Origin of the sequence: Streptomyces sp. NPDC006384 (assembly GCF_042870695.1) — a bacterium.
In the GTDB taxonomy this organism is placed as follows: Bacteria; Actinomycetota; Actinomycetes; order Streptomycetales; family Streptomycetaceae; genus Streptomyces.
The window spans coordinates 1-15,783 of the sequence record NZ_JBIAHR010000040.1 but is presented as its reverse complement, the minus strand read 5'-3'; the positions used below and the strand labels follow the sequence as shown (position 1 = coordinate 15,783).

General features: G+C 72.1%; 15 protein-coding genes. 3 read left to right on the top strand and 12 right to left on the bottom strand.

Annotation, left to right across the window (positions count from 1 at the left end; genetic code table 11):
• Positions 1 to 17: 17 nt before the first annotated feature.
• The 5 genes from ACFYOJ_RS34870 to ACFYOJ_RS34850 all read right to left on the bottom strand — a co-directional run bounded on the left by ACFYOJ_RS34870 (position 18) and on the right by ACFYOJ_RS34850 (position 5,892).
• Positions 18 to 1,736, bottom strand: a complete 1,719-nt coding sequence (locus ACFYOJ_RS34870; RefSeq protein ID WP_356556579.1) for a bifunctional uroporphyrinogen-III C-methyltransferase/uroporphyrinogen-III synthase — start codon at positions 1,734 to 1,736, stop codon at positions 18 to 20.
• Positions 1,733 to 2,728: a hydroxymethylbilane synthase gene (gene hemC, locus ACFYOJ_RS34865; RefSeq protein ID WP_356556578.1), complete on the bottom strand. Its 996-nt coding sequence runs from the start codon at positions 2,726 to 2,728 to the stop codon at positions 1,733 to 1,735. The genes ACFYOJ_RS34870 and hemC overlap by 4 nt, the downstream gene beginning before the upstream one ends.
• Positions 2,725 to 4,476 (bottom strand): glutamyl-tRNA reductase, encoded by a 1,752-nt coding sequence (locus tag ACFYOJ_RS34860; RefSeq protein WP_356556577.1) that lies wholly within the window; start codon positions 4,474 to 4,476, stop codon positions 2,725 to 2,727. Before ACFYOJ_RS34860 ends, hemC begins: the two co-directional genes overlap by 4 nt.
• Positions 4,473 to 5,240 (bottom strand): redox-sensing transcriptional repressor Rex, encoded by a 768-nt coding sequence (locus tag ACFYOJ_RS34855; protein ID WP_356556576.1) that lies wholly within the window; start codon positions 5,238 to 5,240, stop codon positions 4,473 to 4,475. The genes ACFYOJ_RS34860 and ACFYOJ_RS34855 overlap by 4 nt, the downstream gene beginning before the upstream one ends.
• 274 nt (positions 5,241 to 5,514) lie before the next feature.
• A complete protein-coding gene (locus ACFYOJ_RS34850; protein ID WP_388598551.1) occupies positions 5,515 to 5,892 on the bottom strand; it encodes a glutaredoxin family protein in 378 nt (125 codons plus the stop codon).
• A gap of 171 nt (positions 5,893 to 6,063) precedes the next feature.
• On the opposite strand from ACFYOJ_RS34850, the gene ACFYOJ_RS34845 reads away from it, so the two are divergent.
• From ACFYOJ_RS34845 to ACFYOJ_RS34835, 3 genes are all read left to right on the top strand, one after another.
• On the top strand, positions 6,064 to 6,987 hold the full coding sequence (locus ACFYOJ_RS34845) for an HAD-IB family hydrolase (protein WP_356556574.1): 924 nt from the start codon (positions 6,064 to 6,066) through the stop codon (positions 6,985 to 6,987).
• A 459-nt stretch (positions 6,988 to 7,446) separates the two neighbouring features.
• Positions 7,447 to 8,238 (top strand): ECF subfamily RNA polymerase sigma factor, BldN family, encoded by a 792-nt coding sequence (locus ACFYOJ_RS34840; RefSeq protein ID WP_356556573.1) that lies wholly within the window; start codon positions 7,447 to 7,449, stop codon positions 8,236 to 8,238.
• A gap of 253 nt (positions 8,239 to 8,491) precedes the next feature.
• Complete coding sequence (locus ACFYOJ_RS34835) at positions 8,492 to 9,730, top strand: DUF5667 domain-containing protein (protein ID WP_356556572.1); 1,239 nt, start codon at positions 8,492 to 8,494, stop codon at positions 9,728 to 9,730.
• Between the two features lie 111 nt (positions 9,731 to 9,841).
• On the opposite strand, the gene ACFYOJ_RS34830 is transcribed toward ACFYOJ_RS34835, so the two are convergent.
• The 7 genes from ACFYOJ_RS34830 to ACFYOJ_RS34800 form a co-directional block, all read right to left on the bottom strand.
• Complete coding sequence (locus ACFYOJ_RS34830) at positions 9,842 to 10,909, bottom strand: lysophospholipid acyltransferase family protein (protein WP_356556571.1); 1,068 nt, start codon at positions 10,907 to 10,909, stop codon at positions 9,842 to 9,844.
• A gap of 13 nt (positions 10,910 to 10,922) precedes the next feature.
• Positions 10,923 to 11,984 carry an NAD-dependent epimerase/dehydratase family protein gene (locus ACFYOJ_RS34825; RefSeq protein WP_356556570.1) on the bottom strand — a complete coding sequence of 354 codons (1,062 nt, stop codon included), beginning with the start codon at positions 11,982 to 11,984 and terminating at the stop codon, positions 10,923 to 10,925.
• Positions 11,985 to 12,237: 253 nt separating this feature from the next.
• Positions 12,238 to 12,336 (bottom strand): 30S ribosomal protein bS22, encoded by a 99-nt coding sequence (locus tag ACFYOJ_RS34820; protein WP_003948845.1) that lies wholly within the window; start codon positions 12,334 to 12,336, stop codon positions 12,238 to 12,240.
• Between the two features lie 155 nt (positions 12,337 to 12,491).
• The gene (locus ACFYOJ_RS34815) at positions 12,492 to 12,704 is read right to left on the bottom strand and encodes a helix-turn-helix domain-containing protein (protein WP_121791081.1); all 213 of its coding nucleotides are present in this window, start codon (positions 12,702 to 12,704) and stop codon (positions 12,492 to 12,494) included.
• Positions 12,705 to 12,833: 129 nt separating this feature from the next.
• Positions 12,834 to 13,649: a phosphatase gene (locus ACFYOJ_RS34810; protein WP_356556569.1), complete on the bottom strand. Its 816-nt coding sequence runs from the start codon at positions 13,647 to 13,649 to the stop codon at positions 12,834 to 12,836.
• Between the two features lie 144 nt (positions 13,650 to 13,793).
• Positions 13,794 to 14,966, bottom strand: a complete 1,173-nt coding sequence (locus ACFYOJ_RS34805; protein ID WP_356556568.1) for an acetoin utilization protein AcuC — start codon at positions 14,964 to 14,966, stop codon at positions 13,794 to 13,796.
• A 70-nt stretch (positions 14,967 to 15,036) separates the two neighbouring features.
• Positions 15,037 to 15,681 (bottom strand): HAD family hydrolase, encoded by a 645-nt coding sequence (locus tag ACFYOJ_RS34800; RefSeq protein WP_356556567.1) that lies wholly within the window; start codon positions 15,679 to 15,681, stop codon positions 15,037 to 15,039.
• Positions 15,682 to 15,783: the final 102 nt, after the last annotated feature.

Sequence of the window (15,783 nt, the reverse complement as noted above, 5' to 3'; positions counted from 1 at the left end):
CACGTCACCTCACGACCTCACGTCGACGTCCGCCGCCTCCGCGCCCCCGGCCGCCGCTCGCTCGGGCGCGTCACCGGGTCGCCGGCGTCGAGCGCCGCCGCGCGGCGGCGCAGGCCGAAGTCGGCCAGGGCCTCCGCCAGCTTGTTGACGGACGGCTCGGGAGCCATCACGTCGACGCGCAGCCCGTGCTCCTCGGCCGTCTTGGCCGTGGCCGGGCCGATGCACGCGATCACCGTGACGTTGTGCGGCTTGCCCGCGATGCCGACCAGGTTCCGCACCGTGGACGACGAGGTGAACAGCACCGCGTCGAAACCGCCGCCCTTGATCGCCTCCCGGGTCTCGGCAGGCGGCGGCGAGGCGCGCACCGTCCGGTAGGCGGTGACGTCGTCGACCTCCCAGCCCAGCTCGATCAGCCCGGCGACCAGCGTCTCCGTGGCGATGTCGGCACGCGGCAGGAAGACGCGGTCGATCGGGTCGAAGACCGGGTCGTACGGCGGCCAGTCCTCGAGCAGACCGGCGGCCGACTGCTCGCCGCTCGGCACCAGGTCGGGCTTCACGCCGAAGGCGATGAGCGCCTTGGCGGTCTGCTCGCCCACCGCGGCGACCTTGATGCCCGCGAAGGCACGGGCGTCCAGCCCGTACTCCTCGAACTTCTCCCGGACCGCCTTCACCGCGTTGACCGAGGTGAACGCGATCCACTCGTAGCGGCCCGTCACCAGGCCCTTGACCGCCCGCTCCATCTGCTGCGGGGTGCGCGGCGGCTCGACCGCGATGGTCGGCACCTCGTGCGGCACGGCCCCGTAGGACCTGAGCTGGTCGGAGAGCGACGCCGCCTGCTCCTTGGTGCGCGGCACCAGGACCTTCCAGCCGAACAACGGCTTCGACTCGAACCACGACAGCTGCTCGCGCCGGGCGGCGGAGGAACGCTCGCCGACCACGGCTATGACCGGCCGGCCGCCGTCCGGGGACGGCAGCACCTTGGCCTGCTTCAGCGTCTGCGCCACCGTGCCGAGCGTGGCCGTCCAGGTGCGCTGCCGCGTCGTCGTACCGGCGATCGTCACCGTCAGCGGGGTGTCCGGCTTGCGGCCGGCCGACACCAGCTCACCGGCGGCCGCGGCCACCGAGTCCAGCGTCGTCGACACCACGACCGTGCCGTCGGAGGCGCCGACCTCGGTCCAGCACCTCTCGGACGCCGTGCGGGCGTCCACGAACCGCACGTCGGTGCCCTCGGCGTCCCGCAGCGGCACACCGGCGTACGCGGGCACGCCGACGGCCGTCGCGATACCGGGGACGACCTCGAAGGGCACCCCGGCCGCGGCGCACGCGAGCATCTCCTCGGCGGCGTCCGTGTCCAGCCCCGGGTCCCCGGTGACCGCACGGACGACCCGCCTGCCGCCCCGCGCGGCCTCCATGACAAGATGTGCGGCATCCCGCACAGCGGGGACACCGGCGAGAGTTGACGCGCCGTCAACGACCGCCAGCCTGGGTGCGCCTGTGCCCGCTTCGGGGTGGACGGAGGAGTCCGCGGACGGGTCCCCGTCCGTGTTCACCTCGGTGACGCCCTGCCGCGCGTGCGTCCGTACGACGTCGAGCACCTCGTGCCCGGCGACGAGGACGTCCGCGTTCGCCAGCGCCTCCACGGCGCGCAGAGTCAGCAGTCCCGGATCTCCGGGTCCGGCACCGAGGAAGGTGACGTGTCCGTGTTCCGGACAGGCGGGAAAGGTGGTGGGGCTCACTGTGCTCGCTCCCCCATCAGACCGGCCGCGCCCTGGGCGAGCATCTCGGCGGCGAGTTCGCGGCCGAGTGCGTGTGCCGCCTCGTGCGTCTGGGGCACGGGACCGGTGGTGGACAACTGCACCAGCGTCGAGCCGTCGGTCGTGCCGACGACGCCGCGCAGGCGCATTTCCTTGACAGACTGCCTGTCGGCCTGGGGGTCCCCCCGCTCGAGCGGAGCCGAGAGTGGGGGAAGGTCGGCCAGCGCCCCCACGGGTGCGCTGCAGCCGGCCTCCAGGGCGGCGAGCAGTGACCGCTCGGCCGTGACGGCGGCCCGCGTGAACGGGTCGTCGAGCTCGGCGAGCGCGGCGATGAGTTCCGCGTCGTCCGCGGGGCACTCGATCGCCAGGGCCCCCTGGCCGGGGGCGGGCAGCACCGCGTCGACCGACAGGAAGTCGGTCACCTCGTCGATGCGGCCGACCCGGTTCAGTCCGGCGGCGGCCAGCACGACGGCGTCGAGCTCCCCGCTGCGGACGTACCCGATGCGGGTGTCGACGTTGCCGCGGATCGGGACCGTCTCGATCTCCATTCCGTGGGCGCGGGCGTACGCGTTCAGCTGCGCCATGCGGCGCGGCGCGCCGGTGCCGACGCGCGCCCCGCGGGGCAGGTCGGTGAACTTCAGCGCGTCCCGGGCGACGATGACGTCCCGCGGGTCCTCGCGGACGGGGGTGGCCGCCAGGACCAGTCCCTCGTGCGGCGAGGTGGGGAGGTCCTTGAGCGAATGAACCGCGAAGTCGACCTCACCCCGCAGCAGCGCCTCGCGCAGCGCGGCGACGAACACGCCCGTGCCGCCGATCTGGGCCAGGTGTTCCCGGGACGTGTCGCCGTACGTGGTGATCTCGACGAGCTCCACAGGCCGTCCGGTCACCTGGCTCACGGCATCCGCCACCTGCCCGGACTGGGCCATGGCGAGCTTGCTCCGCCGTGTCCCCAGCCTCAGTGCCTTCTCAGTCATGCCGGCCCTCGGTTCTTCTCAGTGCTGTTCTCGGTCCGCGAGACGGAGGCCACCGTCTCCTGGTCGAGGTCGAACAGGGTGCGCAGCGCGTCCGCGTACCCGGCACCGCCCGGCTCGGCGGCGAGCTGCTTGACCCGCACCGTCGGCGCGTGCAGCAGCTTGTCGACCACACGCTTGACGGTCTGGGTGATCTCGGCGCGGTGCTTGTCGTCCAGGCCCGGCAGCCGCCCCTCCAGCCGGGCGATCTCCCCGGCGACCACGTCGGCGGCCATGCTGCGCAGCGCGACGACGGTCGGGGTGATGCGCGCGGCCCGCTGGGCGGCACCGAACGCGGCGACCTCGTCGGCGACGATACGGCGGACCATCTCGACGTCGGCGGCCATCGGCGCCGCGGACGGGGTCCGGGTGTCGGCCCCCGCGGCCGAGGCGCCGGCGAGCGACTCGATGTCCACCAGGCGCACCCCGGCCAGCCGGTGCACGGCGGCGTCGACGTCGCGCGGCATGGCGAGGTCGAGGAGGAAGAGCACGGGCTGCGGACGCGGCACCCCGGCGACCGGCTCGGGCCGGCGCCGCTCGGGGATCCGGCCGACGGTCGCGGCCGTCGCGGCGAGCGCGCCGATCAGCTCGGCGTCCGCCTCCGGTCCCGGCCGCCCGGCCTCGCGCGGCCGGTCCACGGCCGTACCGCCGGCGGCCCAGACCCCGTGCTGCTCCAGTGTCGCCGCGTCCATGCCGGCCACGGCGGCCTCCCCCATGACGGAGAAGCCGGACTGCACGGCGGACAGGTCCAGCGGGCAGTTCTCGTCGGCGCCGGCGCCCGGCAGGGGCGTTTCGGCACCGTGCCGCGTCCCGGCGGGGCCGGCGTCCGTGTCCGGACGGGCGTCGTCGGGAGCGGCGGCGGGCACGCCGGTGCGGCCCTCCACCGCCGCCGCGACGGCGTCGGCGGTCAGGACGAGCCCGGTCGCACCGGTGCAGGAGACGGCCACGTCGGCACGTGCCAGCTCGGCCGGCACCGACGACATCGGTACCGCGCGGGCCAGCACGTCCGTGTCGTCGCCCTCGGTCAGGATCTGTGCGAGCCGCTCGGCCCGCTCGAAGGTCCGGTTGGCGACGACGATCTCGGCGACCCCGGCGCGCGCCAGCGTGGCGGCGGCCAGCGAGGACATCGAACCGGCGCCGATGACCAGCGCCTTCCGTCCCCGCGCCCACGTCTGCACGTCGGCCCCCGCGGCGAGCTGCTCCAGGCCGAAGGTGACCAGGGACTGCCCGGCGCGGTCGATGCCGGTCTCGGAGTGGGCCCGCTTGCCGACCCTGAGCGCCTGCTGGAACAGGTCGTTCAGCAGCCGTCCGGCGGTGTGCAGGTCCTGGGCACGGGCCAGGGAATCCTTTATCTGGCCGAGGATCTGTCCCTCGCCGACCACCATCGAGTCGAGCCCGCAGGCCACCGAGAACAGGTGGTGGACGGCCCGGTCCTCGTAGTGCACATAAAGATAAGGAGTGAGCTCGTCCAGACCGACCCCGCTGTGCTGGGCGAGGAGCGTGGACAGCTCGGAGACACCGGCGTGGAACTTGTCCACGTCGGCGTAGAGCTCGATGCGGTTGCAGGTGGCCAGCACCGCGGCCTCGGCGGCCGGTTCGGCAGCGACCGTGTCCTGCAGCAGCTTGGACTGCGCGTCCGCGCTCAGCGAGGCCCGCTCCAGGACGCTGACGGGGGCACTGCGGTGACTCAGTCCGACGACGAGGAGACTCATGCCGGCATCACGGCGGGCACGTCCCCGTCGGGTCCCTGGTCGGCGGCCGGCTGCTGCCTGCGCGCGGCGACGGGCGGCACGGCGGAGCCGGCCGCGGCCTCCTCACCGGCCTTGCGCTGCTCGTGGAAGGCGAGGATCTGCAGCTCGATGGAGAGGTCGACCTTGCGCACGTCGACGCCCTCGGGGACGTTCAGCACGGTCGGCGCGAAGTTCAGGATGGAGGTGACACCGGCGGCCACGAGCCGGTCGCAGACCTGCTGGGCGGCACCGGCGGGGGTCGCGATCACGCCGATGGAGACACCGTCGTCCTGGATGATCTTCTCCAGCTCGTCGGTGTGCTGCACCGGGATGCCCGCGACGGGCTTCCCGGCCATCGCCGGGTCGGCGTCGATGAGCGCGGCGACACGGAAACCGCGGGACGTGAACCCGCCGTAGTTGGCGAGCGCGGCACCGAGGTTGCCGATACCGACGATCACGACCGGCCAGTCCTGGGTGAGCCCCAGTTCGCGGGAGATCTGGTAGACGAGATACTCGACGTCGTAGCCGACGCCCCGGGTCCCGTAGGAACCGAGGTAGGAGAAGTCCTTGCGCAGCTTCGCGGAGTTGACTCCCGCCGCGGCCGCCAGCTCCTCGGAGGAGACCGTGGGCACCGAGCGCTCCGACAGAGCGGTGAGAGCTCGGAGGTACAGCGGAAGCCGGGCGACGGTGGCCTCGGGAATCCCTCGGCTGCGGGTCGCCGGTCGGTGTGTTCGGCCAGTTGCCACGGTGCTCCTGCGGGTAGAGCGGGGCTGTAGGCGGTCATACGTCCCTACATGACCGCCCCGTCGAATGCAGGCTATGTCTTTGTGAACGCGTGCACAAAGATGGTGTCCGATTTGCCCGGCCAACGTGACCGGGGTCACGCACCCCCGGCGCGCGAAACGGGAACCGGCGCTCACCCGCCTGCGTTCCTTGTCCATCGGGGGCAAAGCCGCCCACGCTCCTCACGATCGACGCCCCCGAGACCATGTCGCCATCGATCCTAAGCGACCATCCGGATTACTTGGACTGATCGGTCAGTGCCCTGCGCAGGCGCTCCTCGTTCACACGCCAGAAGGTGTGCTGCCTGCCGTCGACCAGGACGACGGGGATCTGCTCCCAGTACTGGTCGTGGAGGCGGCGGTCCTCGGTGATGTCCTTCGTCTCCCAGGGGACCCCCAGGCCGGCGCAGACCTTCTCGACGACGAGCTGTGCGTCATCACACAGATGACAGCCGGGTTTGCGGATGAGGGTGACGAGATGGTTCTCGGAGTGCGGAGGCGACTGCGGGCGCTCGGCGGTCGCAGCGGTCGCAGCAGCCTCGGTGGTCTCGGTGGTCTCGGGGCCCTCCGGCGACTGCGGGGCCCTGCGGCGGAAGAGGGGACTCATGCCCGCCATTCTCGCCCGGCCCCGGCCGCGGCCCCCGCGGACTCCTCCGGCACACACCCCCGCGACAGCGACCCGGCACCCCGGTCGTGGCGGCCCCCGCACGGTGCCGTCGCCCAGAGTTCACGGTCCGCGAACCTCTCGGGTCCGAAGCCTCCGAACAGACTGGCTATGCTCACGGGCATGGCCGCTCTCGGATGGCTCACCCCCCGTAGGCGCTCCGCCACGGCGCGGAGCGTGTTGGCAGGCGAGGCCTCGGCGGAGGCAGCACGCAAGTCCACCCAGGACGTCCCGGTCCCCGCGGGCGGCGAGGAACCGGAGTTCCCCGTCCACGGCGACGACCGCGCGGCCGCCTTCTTCGACCTCGACAACACCGTGATGCAGGGCGCCGCGCTCTTCCACTTCGGCCGGGGCCTGTACAAACGGAAGTTCTTCGAGACCCGCGACCTGGCCCGGTTCGCCTGGCAGCAGGCGTGGTTCCGGCTCGCCGGCATCGAGGACCCCGAGCACATGCAGGACGCCCGCGACTCGGCGCTGTCCATCGTCAAGGGCCACCGCGTCTCCGAGCTGAAGTCGATCGGCGAGGAGATCTACGACGAGTACATGGCCGAGCGGATCTGGCCGGGCACCCGGGCGCTCGCCCAGGCCCACCTCGACGCCGGCCAGAGGGTGTGGCTGGTCACCGCGGCCCCGGTGGAGATCGCCCAGGTGATCGCCCGCCGCCTGGGCCTGACCGGCGCGCTCGGCACGGTCGCCGAGTCGATCGGCGGCGTCTACACCGGCAAACTGGTCGGTGAACCGCTGCACGGTCCCGCCAAGGCCGAGGCGGTCCGCGCCCTGGCCGCGGCCGAGGGCCTGGACCTGTCCCGCTGCGCCGCCTACAGCGACTCGCACAACGACATCCCGATGCTGTCGCTCGTCGGCCATCCGTACGCGATCAATCCCGACGCGAAACTGCGCAAACACGCACGCGAGCTGGACTGGCGGCTGCGCGACTACCGCACCGGCCGCAAGGCGGCCAAGGTCGGCATCCCGGCCGCGGCCGGCGTCGGCGCGGTGGCGGGCGGCACGGCGGCGGCCATCGCACTGCACCGCCGCCGCCGCTGACGCGTCGGCCGGGGCTTCCGGCCCGCCTGCGCCCTGCCCCTGCGCCCTGCCCCTGCTTCCCGGCCCCTGCTTCCCGCCCGCGGCACACGCAGCGTCACCGTCGCCGTCACCCGCCGCGACAGGTCCCGACCGCCTCCGGCCCCGTCCGGCTCGGCCCGCCAATCCCTCTGGCGTACCCCCCAGGGGCCCTGTTCAGTCCCCTTCTCCCACATCGAGCACAACACGCACAGCAGTCACCCGGAATTCGAACCGTTTCAGTCGTCAAGCGATCGTTCTGGCACACCCGAACGGGCGTCAACCGACCACAGAAGCGTCGTAATCGATGATTTGAGCAACTGGGCGTAGCAGCACCTGTACTAAGCGTTATTCTCCTCAGACGCAATCCGGTACCCCACCTTCGCTACGACGGGTGAACGGTTCCGTACTGCACGTGATGGAAGCTCTGCCTCTGGGAGTCCCGTGTACCCACACGTCGGGGTTGACGCCTCGGGCCTGGCTACGCTGCGCGCAACGGTCAAATCAGCCCAGGACCTGTTGCGCGTCTTCGTCCCCACCGCGTACGCCGTCCCCGCCCTCGCCGCGGCCACCGCCCCCGTCGGCCCGTGCTATGCACTGGCCGAGGGGAGCGCCGCCGTCGGCAGACGGGCCCGGTCGTCCTCGTCCGGGTCCGCCGCCACCCACCGCCGCCCCGCCGCGGACAGCGACAGCGCCCGCATGATGGACCTGGTCGAACGGGCCCAGGCCGGCGAGACCGACGCGTTCGGGCGGCTCTACGACCAGTACAGCGACACCGTCTACCGCTACATCTACTACCGCGTGGGCGGCAAGGCGACCGCCGAGGACCTCACCAGCGAGACCTTCCTGCGGGCCCTGCGGCGCATCGGCACCTTCACCTGGCAGGGCCGCGACTTCGGCGCCTGGCTCGTGACCATCGCCCGCAACCTCGTCGCCGACCACTTCAAGTCCAGCCGCTTCCGGCTGGAGGTCACCACCGGCGAGATGCTCGACGCCAACGAGGTCGAGCGGTCCCCCGAGGACTCCGTCCTCGAGTCGCTCTCCAACGCCGCCCTGCTCGACGCCGTACGCCGGCTCAATCCGCAGCAGCAGGAGTGCGTCACCCTCCGCTTCCTCCAGGGCCTGTCCGTCGCGGAGACCGCCCGCGTCATGGGCAAGAACGAAGGCGCCATCAAGACCCTCCAGTACCGGGCCGTCCGCACCCTGGCCCGGCTGCTGCCGGACGACGCGCGCTGAGTTTCCGGCACCCCCGAGGTGCCACCACCCTCCGCATTCCCCAAGTCACCACAGGTGAGCGCCTGTTGAGTCCGCCGTCCGATCACCAGCCGTCCGTAACCCAAGTGCCGCGCCGCTCGTTGTGCGGGATGCAGGCTCCCTGTGGTCACTCCCCGGCCGATTCCGATCACACGATCGTGTGGGTGTGCTCGGGGCGTGCAACCCTCAGGACCCCCTGGGGAGTCGACCGTCATGACGAGAGGAGGTGCCGCCAGTGATCGCGAACGTATCGGCGCACCGGCGGGCGAACGCCTTCGCCCAGGCTCTGGAGGAGCAGTCCGATCCCGGGGCGGCGGCCGAGCAGTCCGAAGGACCGGCATCCGCCGGGGCCGTCGCGGAACAGACCGAACAGGGACGTCTGCTGTCCCTCGCCGCCGGTCTCGAGGCACTGCCCCGGCCGGAACTGGACCCCGAGGTGAAGGTCGTCCAGCGGGCCCGGCTCGTGGCCGCGTTCGAGGCCATGGTGCAGGAGGGCGGCGGGGCGGCGGACCCTTCGGTGCCCGAGCAGCGCCGGGCCCGCGGCGCCCACCGGGCGACCCCGCTGGGAAAGTTCCGGCCGCGTTCCCGGCTGGCCAAGGGCCTCACCGCCGGCGGGCTGAGCGTGAGTGTCGCCGCCGGAGCCTTCGGCGGAGTCGCCGCTGCCAGTTCGGACGCGCTGCCCGGTGACTCGCTCTACGGCCTCAAGCGCGGCATAGAGGACTTCAAGCTCGGTCTCGCCGACGGGGACGACGAGCGGGGCCGGGCCTACCTCGACCTGGCGTCGACCCGGCTGAGCGAAGCCCGCCGGCTGATGGAACGCGGTCGCAGCGGGCCCCTCGACCACGAATCCCTCGGCGAGATCCGCCGCGCCCTGTCCGGCATGCGGCACGACGCCTCCGAAGGCCACCGCCTGCTCAGCGCGGTCTACGCCCGCAACCCCGACTCCCTCGACCCCATGCGGGCGCTCTCCGCCTTCTCCCGCTCGCACCGGGACGTCTGGGGGGCGCTGCGCGACCGGCTGCCCGTGCAGCTCGGGGACGTCAGCGAGGAGGTGACGTCGGTGTTCGACGCCATAGAGGACGACGTGGCCCCGCTGGAGCCCCTGCTCCCGCAGCCGCCCGACCAGGACGACGCCACCGGCGACGACACCCGGCCGGACCGCTCCGTACCGGCCACCCCCGACACACCCGGCACCGGACGCTCCACGACACCCGGCACCGGCAGCGGCGGCCCGTCCGAGCGCGGGGGGCACACCGACAGCAGCTCCCCCAGCGAGTCCACCGACGCCGACGACCGTGACGGGGGCCTCCTCGGCGGTAGCACGGGCGGACTGCTCGACCCGCCGCAGAGCAACGACAGCACCGCCCCGCCCACGGGCGACGACACCCCGGCCCCCGAGCCGGACGTCACCCTCCCGCCCCTCCTCCCGGGCCTCCTGCCCGGCCTGGGCATCCACGGCGAGGACGCGGACTGAGGTCACGGACCGAGGGCACGGACCACGGACCGAGGGCACGGCCCGAGCAGACGGCGGTGTGCGGCGACGGGGGCTCTCCCGTCACCGCACACCGCCGTCCCGCGTCGCCGTCTAGAAGAACACCGACCTCCGCTGGACCAGCAGCTTGTAGAGCGTGTGCTGGATCTGTTCCCTGACCTGGTCCGTCAGGTTGAACATCAGCATCGGATCCTCGGCCGCCTCCGGCGGATAGCCGTCCGTGGGAATCGGCTCACCGAACTGGATCGTCCACTTCGTCGGCAACGGCACCGCACCCAGCGGCCCCAGCCAGGGGAACGTCGGCGTCAGCGGGAAGTACGGGAACCCCAGCAGCCGCGCCAGCGTCCTGGCGTTCCCGATCATCGGATAGATCTCCTCCGCCCCGACGATCGAGCACGGGACGATCGGCGTGCGCTGCCGCAGCGCCGTCGACACGAAACCACCGCGCCCGAAGCGCTGCAGCTTGTACCGCTCGCTGAACGGCTTCCCGATGCCCTTGAAGCCCTCCGGCATCACCCCGACCAGCTCGCCCTGGGACAGCAGCCGTTCCGCGTCCTCCGCGCACGCCAGCGTGTGCCCCAGCTTGCGGGCCAGCTCGTTGACGACCGGCAGCACGAACACCAGGTCCGCCGCCAGCAGCCGCAGATGCCGGCCGGCCGGATGATGATCGTGCACCGCGACCTGCATCATCAGCCCGTCCAGCGGCAGCGTCCCGGAGTGGTTGGCGACGATCAGCGCCCCGCCCTCGGCCGGGATGTTCTCCACACCCTTCACGTCGACCCGGAAGTACTTCTCGTACACCGGGCGCAGCAGCGACATCAGCACCTGGTCGGTGAGTTCGGCGTCGTAACCGAAGTCGTCGACCTCGTAGTCGCCGGTCAGGCGGCGCCGCAGGAAGGCCAGGCCGCTCGCGACACGGCGTTCCAGACCGCCCTCCGCGTCCTTGTCCGGCACCTCGGCCGCCCCGGGAGCCTCCTCCGGGGCCGCGGCGGCCCCGTCCACGGGCAGCGGCTGCACCTCGCGCACCGGCACGGGCTCCGCCGCGCCGCCCTTGCGCCTGTTCCCCCCGCCCCGGCGCCGTGCCGGGCGCTGCCCCGTCGTGCCCCCGCCGCCTGCCCGGGACCGGTCGTCGTCGAACGGAATGACCTTGGCGTCCGCCATCGTTGTGCGCTCCTCAGTTGGCGCTCTGCGTCGGGAGGGGGCCGCTGCCCCTCAGGGACAGCTCCGCGATCCGGTCGACGGCCCCCGCGAGGGTCTCCGGCGGCAACAGCCCGGGGCCGCGGCCCCGCGCGAAGTCCGCGAACGTCTCGGCCGTCGAGTACTTCGGCCGGAAACCCAGGGTCTCGCGCATCTGCGTGGTGTCCACGACCCGCCCGTGGGTGAGCAGCCGGATCTGCTCCGGGGAGAAGTCCGTCATCCCCAGCGTACGCACGAGCGAGCCCGCCCAGGTGACCGCCGGCAGCAGCACCGGCACCGTGGGGCGCCCCAGCCGGCGCGAGCACTGGGACAGCAGCAGGACCCCGTCCCCGGCGATGTTGAACGTGCCGCTGTTCAGCGTGCCACGGCGCGGCTCGTGCGAGGCGATCCGCAGCACCTCGATCACGTCGTCCTCGTGCACGAACTGCAGCCGCGGGTCGTAGCCGAACACCGTCGGCAGCACCGGCAGCCCGAAGTACGACGTCAGCGGCGTGTCCACGTTCCGGCCCAGGATGTTGGCGAACCGCAGCACGCACACGGCGACGTCCGGCCGCCGGCGCGCGAAGCCCCGCACATACCCCTCGACCTCCACCGCGTCCTTCGCGAAACCGCCGCTGGGCAGCGACTTGGGCGCGGTGGTCTCCGTGCACACGGCGGGGTCGCGGGGCGCGGAACCGTAGACGTTGGTACTGGACTTGACCACGAGCCGCTTCACGGCCGGGGACTTCTGGCAGGCGCCGAGCAGCTGCATCGTGCCGATGACGTTGGTCTCCTTGACCGACGTACGGCTGCCGCCGCCCAGCGGGGTGCCGGTGACGTCCAGGTGGACGACCGTGTCGGCGCCGGTCTCCGCCACCACCCGCCCGATGGCCGACTGCCGGATGTCGGCCTGCACGAACTCCGCGCCGCCCAGATGGTGCTCCGGTGCGACGACGTCCACGCCGACGACCCGGTCCACCTCGGGATCGCGCAGGATCCGTCTCACGAACCGGCCCCCCAGCTGACGGGCCACTCCGGTAACGAGCACGACCTTTCCCAAGACCAGCGCCTTCCTTCCGCCCTGCGTCGTCCAGCTCCGTCGTTCCCTGCGTCTGCCCGTACCCTGCCGCGCCGCCCGCCCCCGGGCCAACCCAGCCGGCCGGTGTCGCGCTGTGATGACCGCCGGATGCAGCACGTGGCGGAGAACGCGGACCGCGTACGGCGGCCGCCCCTCCGCACAGGACGGAATACGACTGTGGCCCCCCACCGGATGCGGTGGGGGGCCACAGGTCACGCTGACGGCGCAGCGTCGCTCACTTCTTGTTGCGACGCTGAACGCGCGTGCGCTTGAGCAGCTTGCGGTGCTTCTTCTTGGCCATCCGCTTGCGCCGCTTCTTGATAACAGAGCCCACGACTACCCTCGCTCACTTCTCATCACTCGGTTGTTTGGGCGCCATGGGCCCACACGACCTACGAGGGGCTAGCCTACCCGCCCGAGCGCTGAGGTCGTAATCGAGGTGGCCGGGGAGAGGCCCGTGGTGCCTCGTGGGCCTCTCCCGGACCGCCGTCAGGCCGTTTCCACCCCCACGTAGCTGTCGCGGAGGTACTCGTGAACCGCTTGCTCCGGGACACGGAACGACCGTCCCACCCGGATCGCGGGCAGATGACCGCTGTGCACCAGCCGGTACACGGTCATCTTGGACACGCGCATCACCGAGGCGACTTCCGCCACGGTAAGGAACTGGACCTCGTTCAGAGGCCTTTCGCCAGCTGCAGCCATGACACACCTGCACCTTCCGCACTCGACGGCCACCGGCTTCCCCTTCCGGTGACTCTTCGTCGCTGCGTGCTCACTCCCCAATGTAGGTGCGGGTGATGCGAATGGGGAAGAGGTGCACCCATCGGCGTCCTACTGGGACAGACACGCCCGATTGAGTACGTAGCGGGTGAGCGGCCGGTAGTACTCGGGACGCACACCGTCATCAAGCGGAACGGCGACGGACACCGACCCCTCCGCCTCCCCCACGAAGAGCGCGGGATCGTTCACATCACCCGGCCCGATGGCCTCGAACCCCAGCTGACCTGCCCCGCAGACCCAGCCGTGGTCCCCGATCACCAGCTCCGGAAGCGGCCCGCCGGCCTCGGCCGCCACGGCCAGCGCGGTACGAACCGGGAGCGGCGAATGCGAGTGTGCGCCGGGCTCACAACCGGGGCGTTCAGCGCCCTCCTCCCGCACCAACGCGACTTTGCGGACGTACGCGAGGCGGTAGGTGCGTAGACCGAACCGGGTCGTTATGTCGACACGGTGCCCCTGCGCCGGGGTGAGGACGGCACATCCCGCCGCCGACAGCGCACCGGCCAGGGCGGCGTAGAAACCGAGCAGCCGGTGGGGGTGCCCGGTGCCGAGGAGGACGGGGGCGCGACGCTCCGCCACCGCGGCGAGCCGTCCGGCGAAGGCGTCCAGCGCCGTCAGCGTCCGCTCGGGGTCGATCACCTCCTGGCCCGACGTGTGACGCGGGTCGGCCGAGACACCGCATCTGCGTGCCATCAGCCCGAGCAAGTCCCGCTGCTCCCAAGGGCCTTCCGGGTCGATCCCGAGCAGCACCCGTGGGTCCCGCGCGGCGAACAGGCGGTAACTCCGCAGGCTCGTCTCCCGGGGCGTGGCCACGGTCCCGGCGAGACGAGCGTCCAGAAGATGAGCCCGAAGAGCTCCACGGCTCAGCACCCGGACGATCCTGCCGGATCCCCCGCCCTCACACCCCGGAACCCCGAAACCTCCCCCGGCCGGCGTAACGCCCTCACCTCGCGCCCCACCCCGGCCCACTCCCACGCCGGGTGCCCCTCGACGCCGGCTCACGTCACCCACCCGTCACGCCAACAACCCCCGCAACGGAAACACCGCCCGCCGGGCCGCCACCACCGCCTGGTCCAACCGGTCCGCAGGGTCGTACCCCGCTTCCCACGACGCCCATGACACCGGCCACCGCCCGTCGGTCATCCGCATCGGCCCGAGCTGCCGCGTCCGTGCGAACACCTCCTGCCGCCACCCCTCCGGGATCACCGTCTCCGGCTCCACCGGCCGCCCCGCCGCGATCCCCACCAGATGCGCCCACGACCGCGGCACCACGTCCACCACGGCGTATCCCCCGCCGCCCAGAGCCACCCACCGCCCCTCGGCGTACTCGTGCGCGAGTTCGTGACACGCCACCTGCACGGCCCGCTGCGCGTCCAGGGACACCGCCAGGTGCGCCAGCGGGTCCTCGAAGTGCGTGTCGGCCCCGTGCTGGGTCACCAGCACCTGCGGCCGGAACTCTTCGATCAGCTCCGGCACCACCGCGTGGAACGCCCGCACCCACCCCGCGTCCCCGGTCCCGGGCGGCAGCGCGACGTTCACGGCCGATCCCTCCGCACGGTCGGCTCCGGTCTCCTCCGGCCACCCGGTCTGCGGGAACAGCGATCGCGGATGCTCGTGCAGCGAGATCGTCAGTACCCGCGGGTCCTCCCAGAACGCCGCCTGCACCCCGTCCCCGTGGTGCACGTCCACATCCACGTACGCGACCCGCTCGGCCCCCAGCTCCAGCAGCCGAGCGATCGCCAGCGCCGCGTCGTTGTACACGCAGAACCCCGACGCCGCTCCCGGCATCGCGTGGTGCAGACCGCCCGCGAAGTTCACCGCGTGCAGCGCGTCCCCGCGCCACACCGCCTCCGCCGCCCCCACCGACTGTCCGGCGATCAGCGCGGACACCTCGTGCATCCCCGCGAAGGCCGGATCGTCGACCGTCCCCAGCCCGTACGACGCGTCCGCCGCGGCGGGATCCGCCGAGGCCGCCTTCACGGCGTCGATGTAGTCCCCCCGGTGGACGAGCCGCAGCGTCGACTCCCCGGCCGCCCTCGCCGCGACGACGTCCATCTCCCGGTCGAGCCCCAGCGCACCGACCAGTCCCCGTGTCAGGACGAGCCGGACGGGATCCATCGGGTGGCCCGGACCGAAGTCGTAGCCCGTTACTGCCTCGTCCCACATCAGCTGTGCGCGGCCGCTCATGCCCGTCACCGTATCGGTCCGGCCGGGCCTCGGATCACCGTCATGCCCCCGGCTTCACGTCCGGGCCGGGTCATATCAGCAGGTCGGCCAACTCCCCCATGTGGCCGAAGAGGCCGGTGGCCCCGACGAGCCTGTCGGCCGGCGTCATCGCGGTGAACCCGTAGACGTCCATCCCGGCCGCGACGGCCGCCTGCACGCCGAGCGGGCTGTCCTCGATCACGACGCAGCGCTCCGGAGCGACGCCCATCCGCTCGGCCGCGTGCAGGAAGAGATCGGGCGCCGGCTTCCCCCGGCCCACGTCCTGGGAGCTGAAGATCCGCGCGTCGTCGAACCACCGGTCCAGTCCGGTCTTCCGGTGCCCCACCCGGATCCGCTCGTGGCTCCCGGACGACGCCACGCAGTACGGCACCCCGTCCGCGGCGAGCTTCTCCAGCACGCCGACGACCCCGGGGACGGGCTCGAGGTCCTGCTCGAAGGCCGCGAACACCCGCCGGTGGAAGACGTCGTCGAAGTCCTCCGGCAGCCGCCGGCCGGTCCGCTCGAGTATCAGATCATGGACCCTGTGCATCGCGGCCCCCATGTAGTCGCGCAACGAATCGTCGTACGACGTCGGGTGGCCGAGCTCGGTCAGATAGGCGGCGAGCAGCCGATTGGAGATCGGTTCGCTGTCGACGAGAACTCCGTCATTGTCGAAGAGGACCAGTTCATAGCGCATACGAAGACCTTAAATGCAGAAAGCCCCGCACCGTTCCCGGTGCGGGGCTCTCCTCAATGATTGTTCGGCGGTGTCCTACTCTCCCACAGGGTCCCCCCTGCA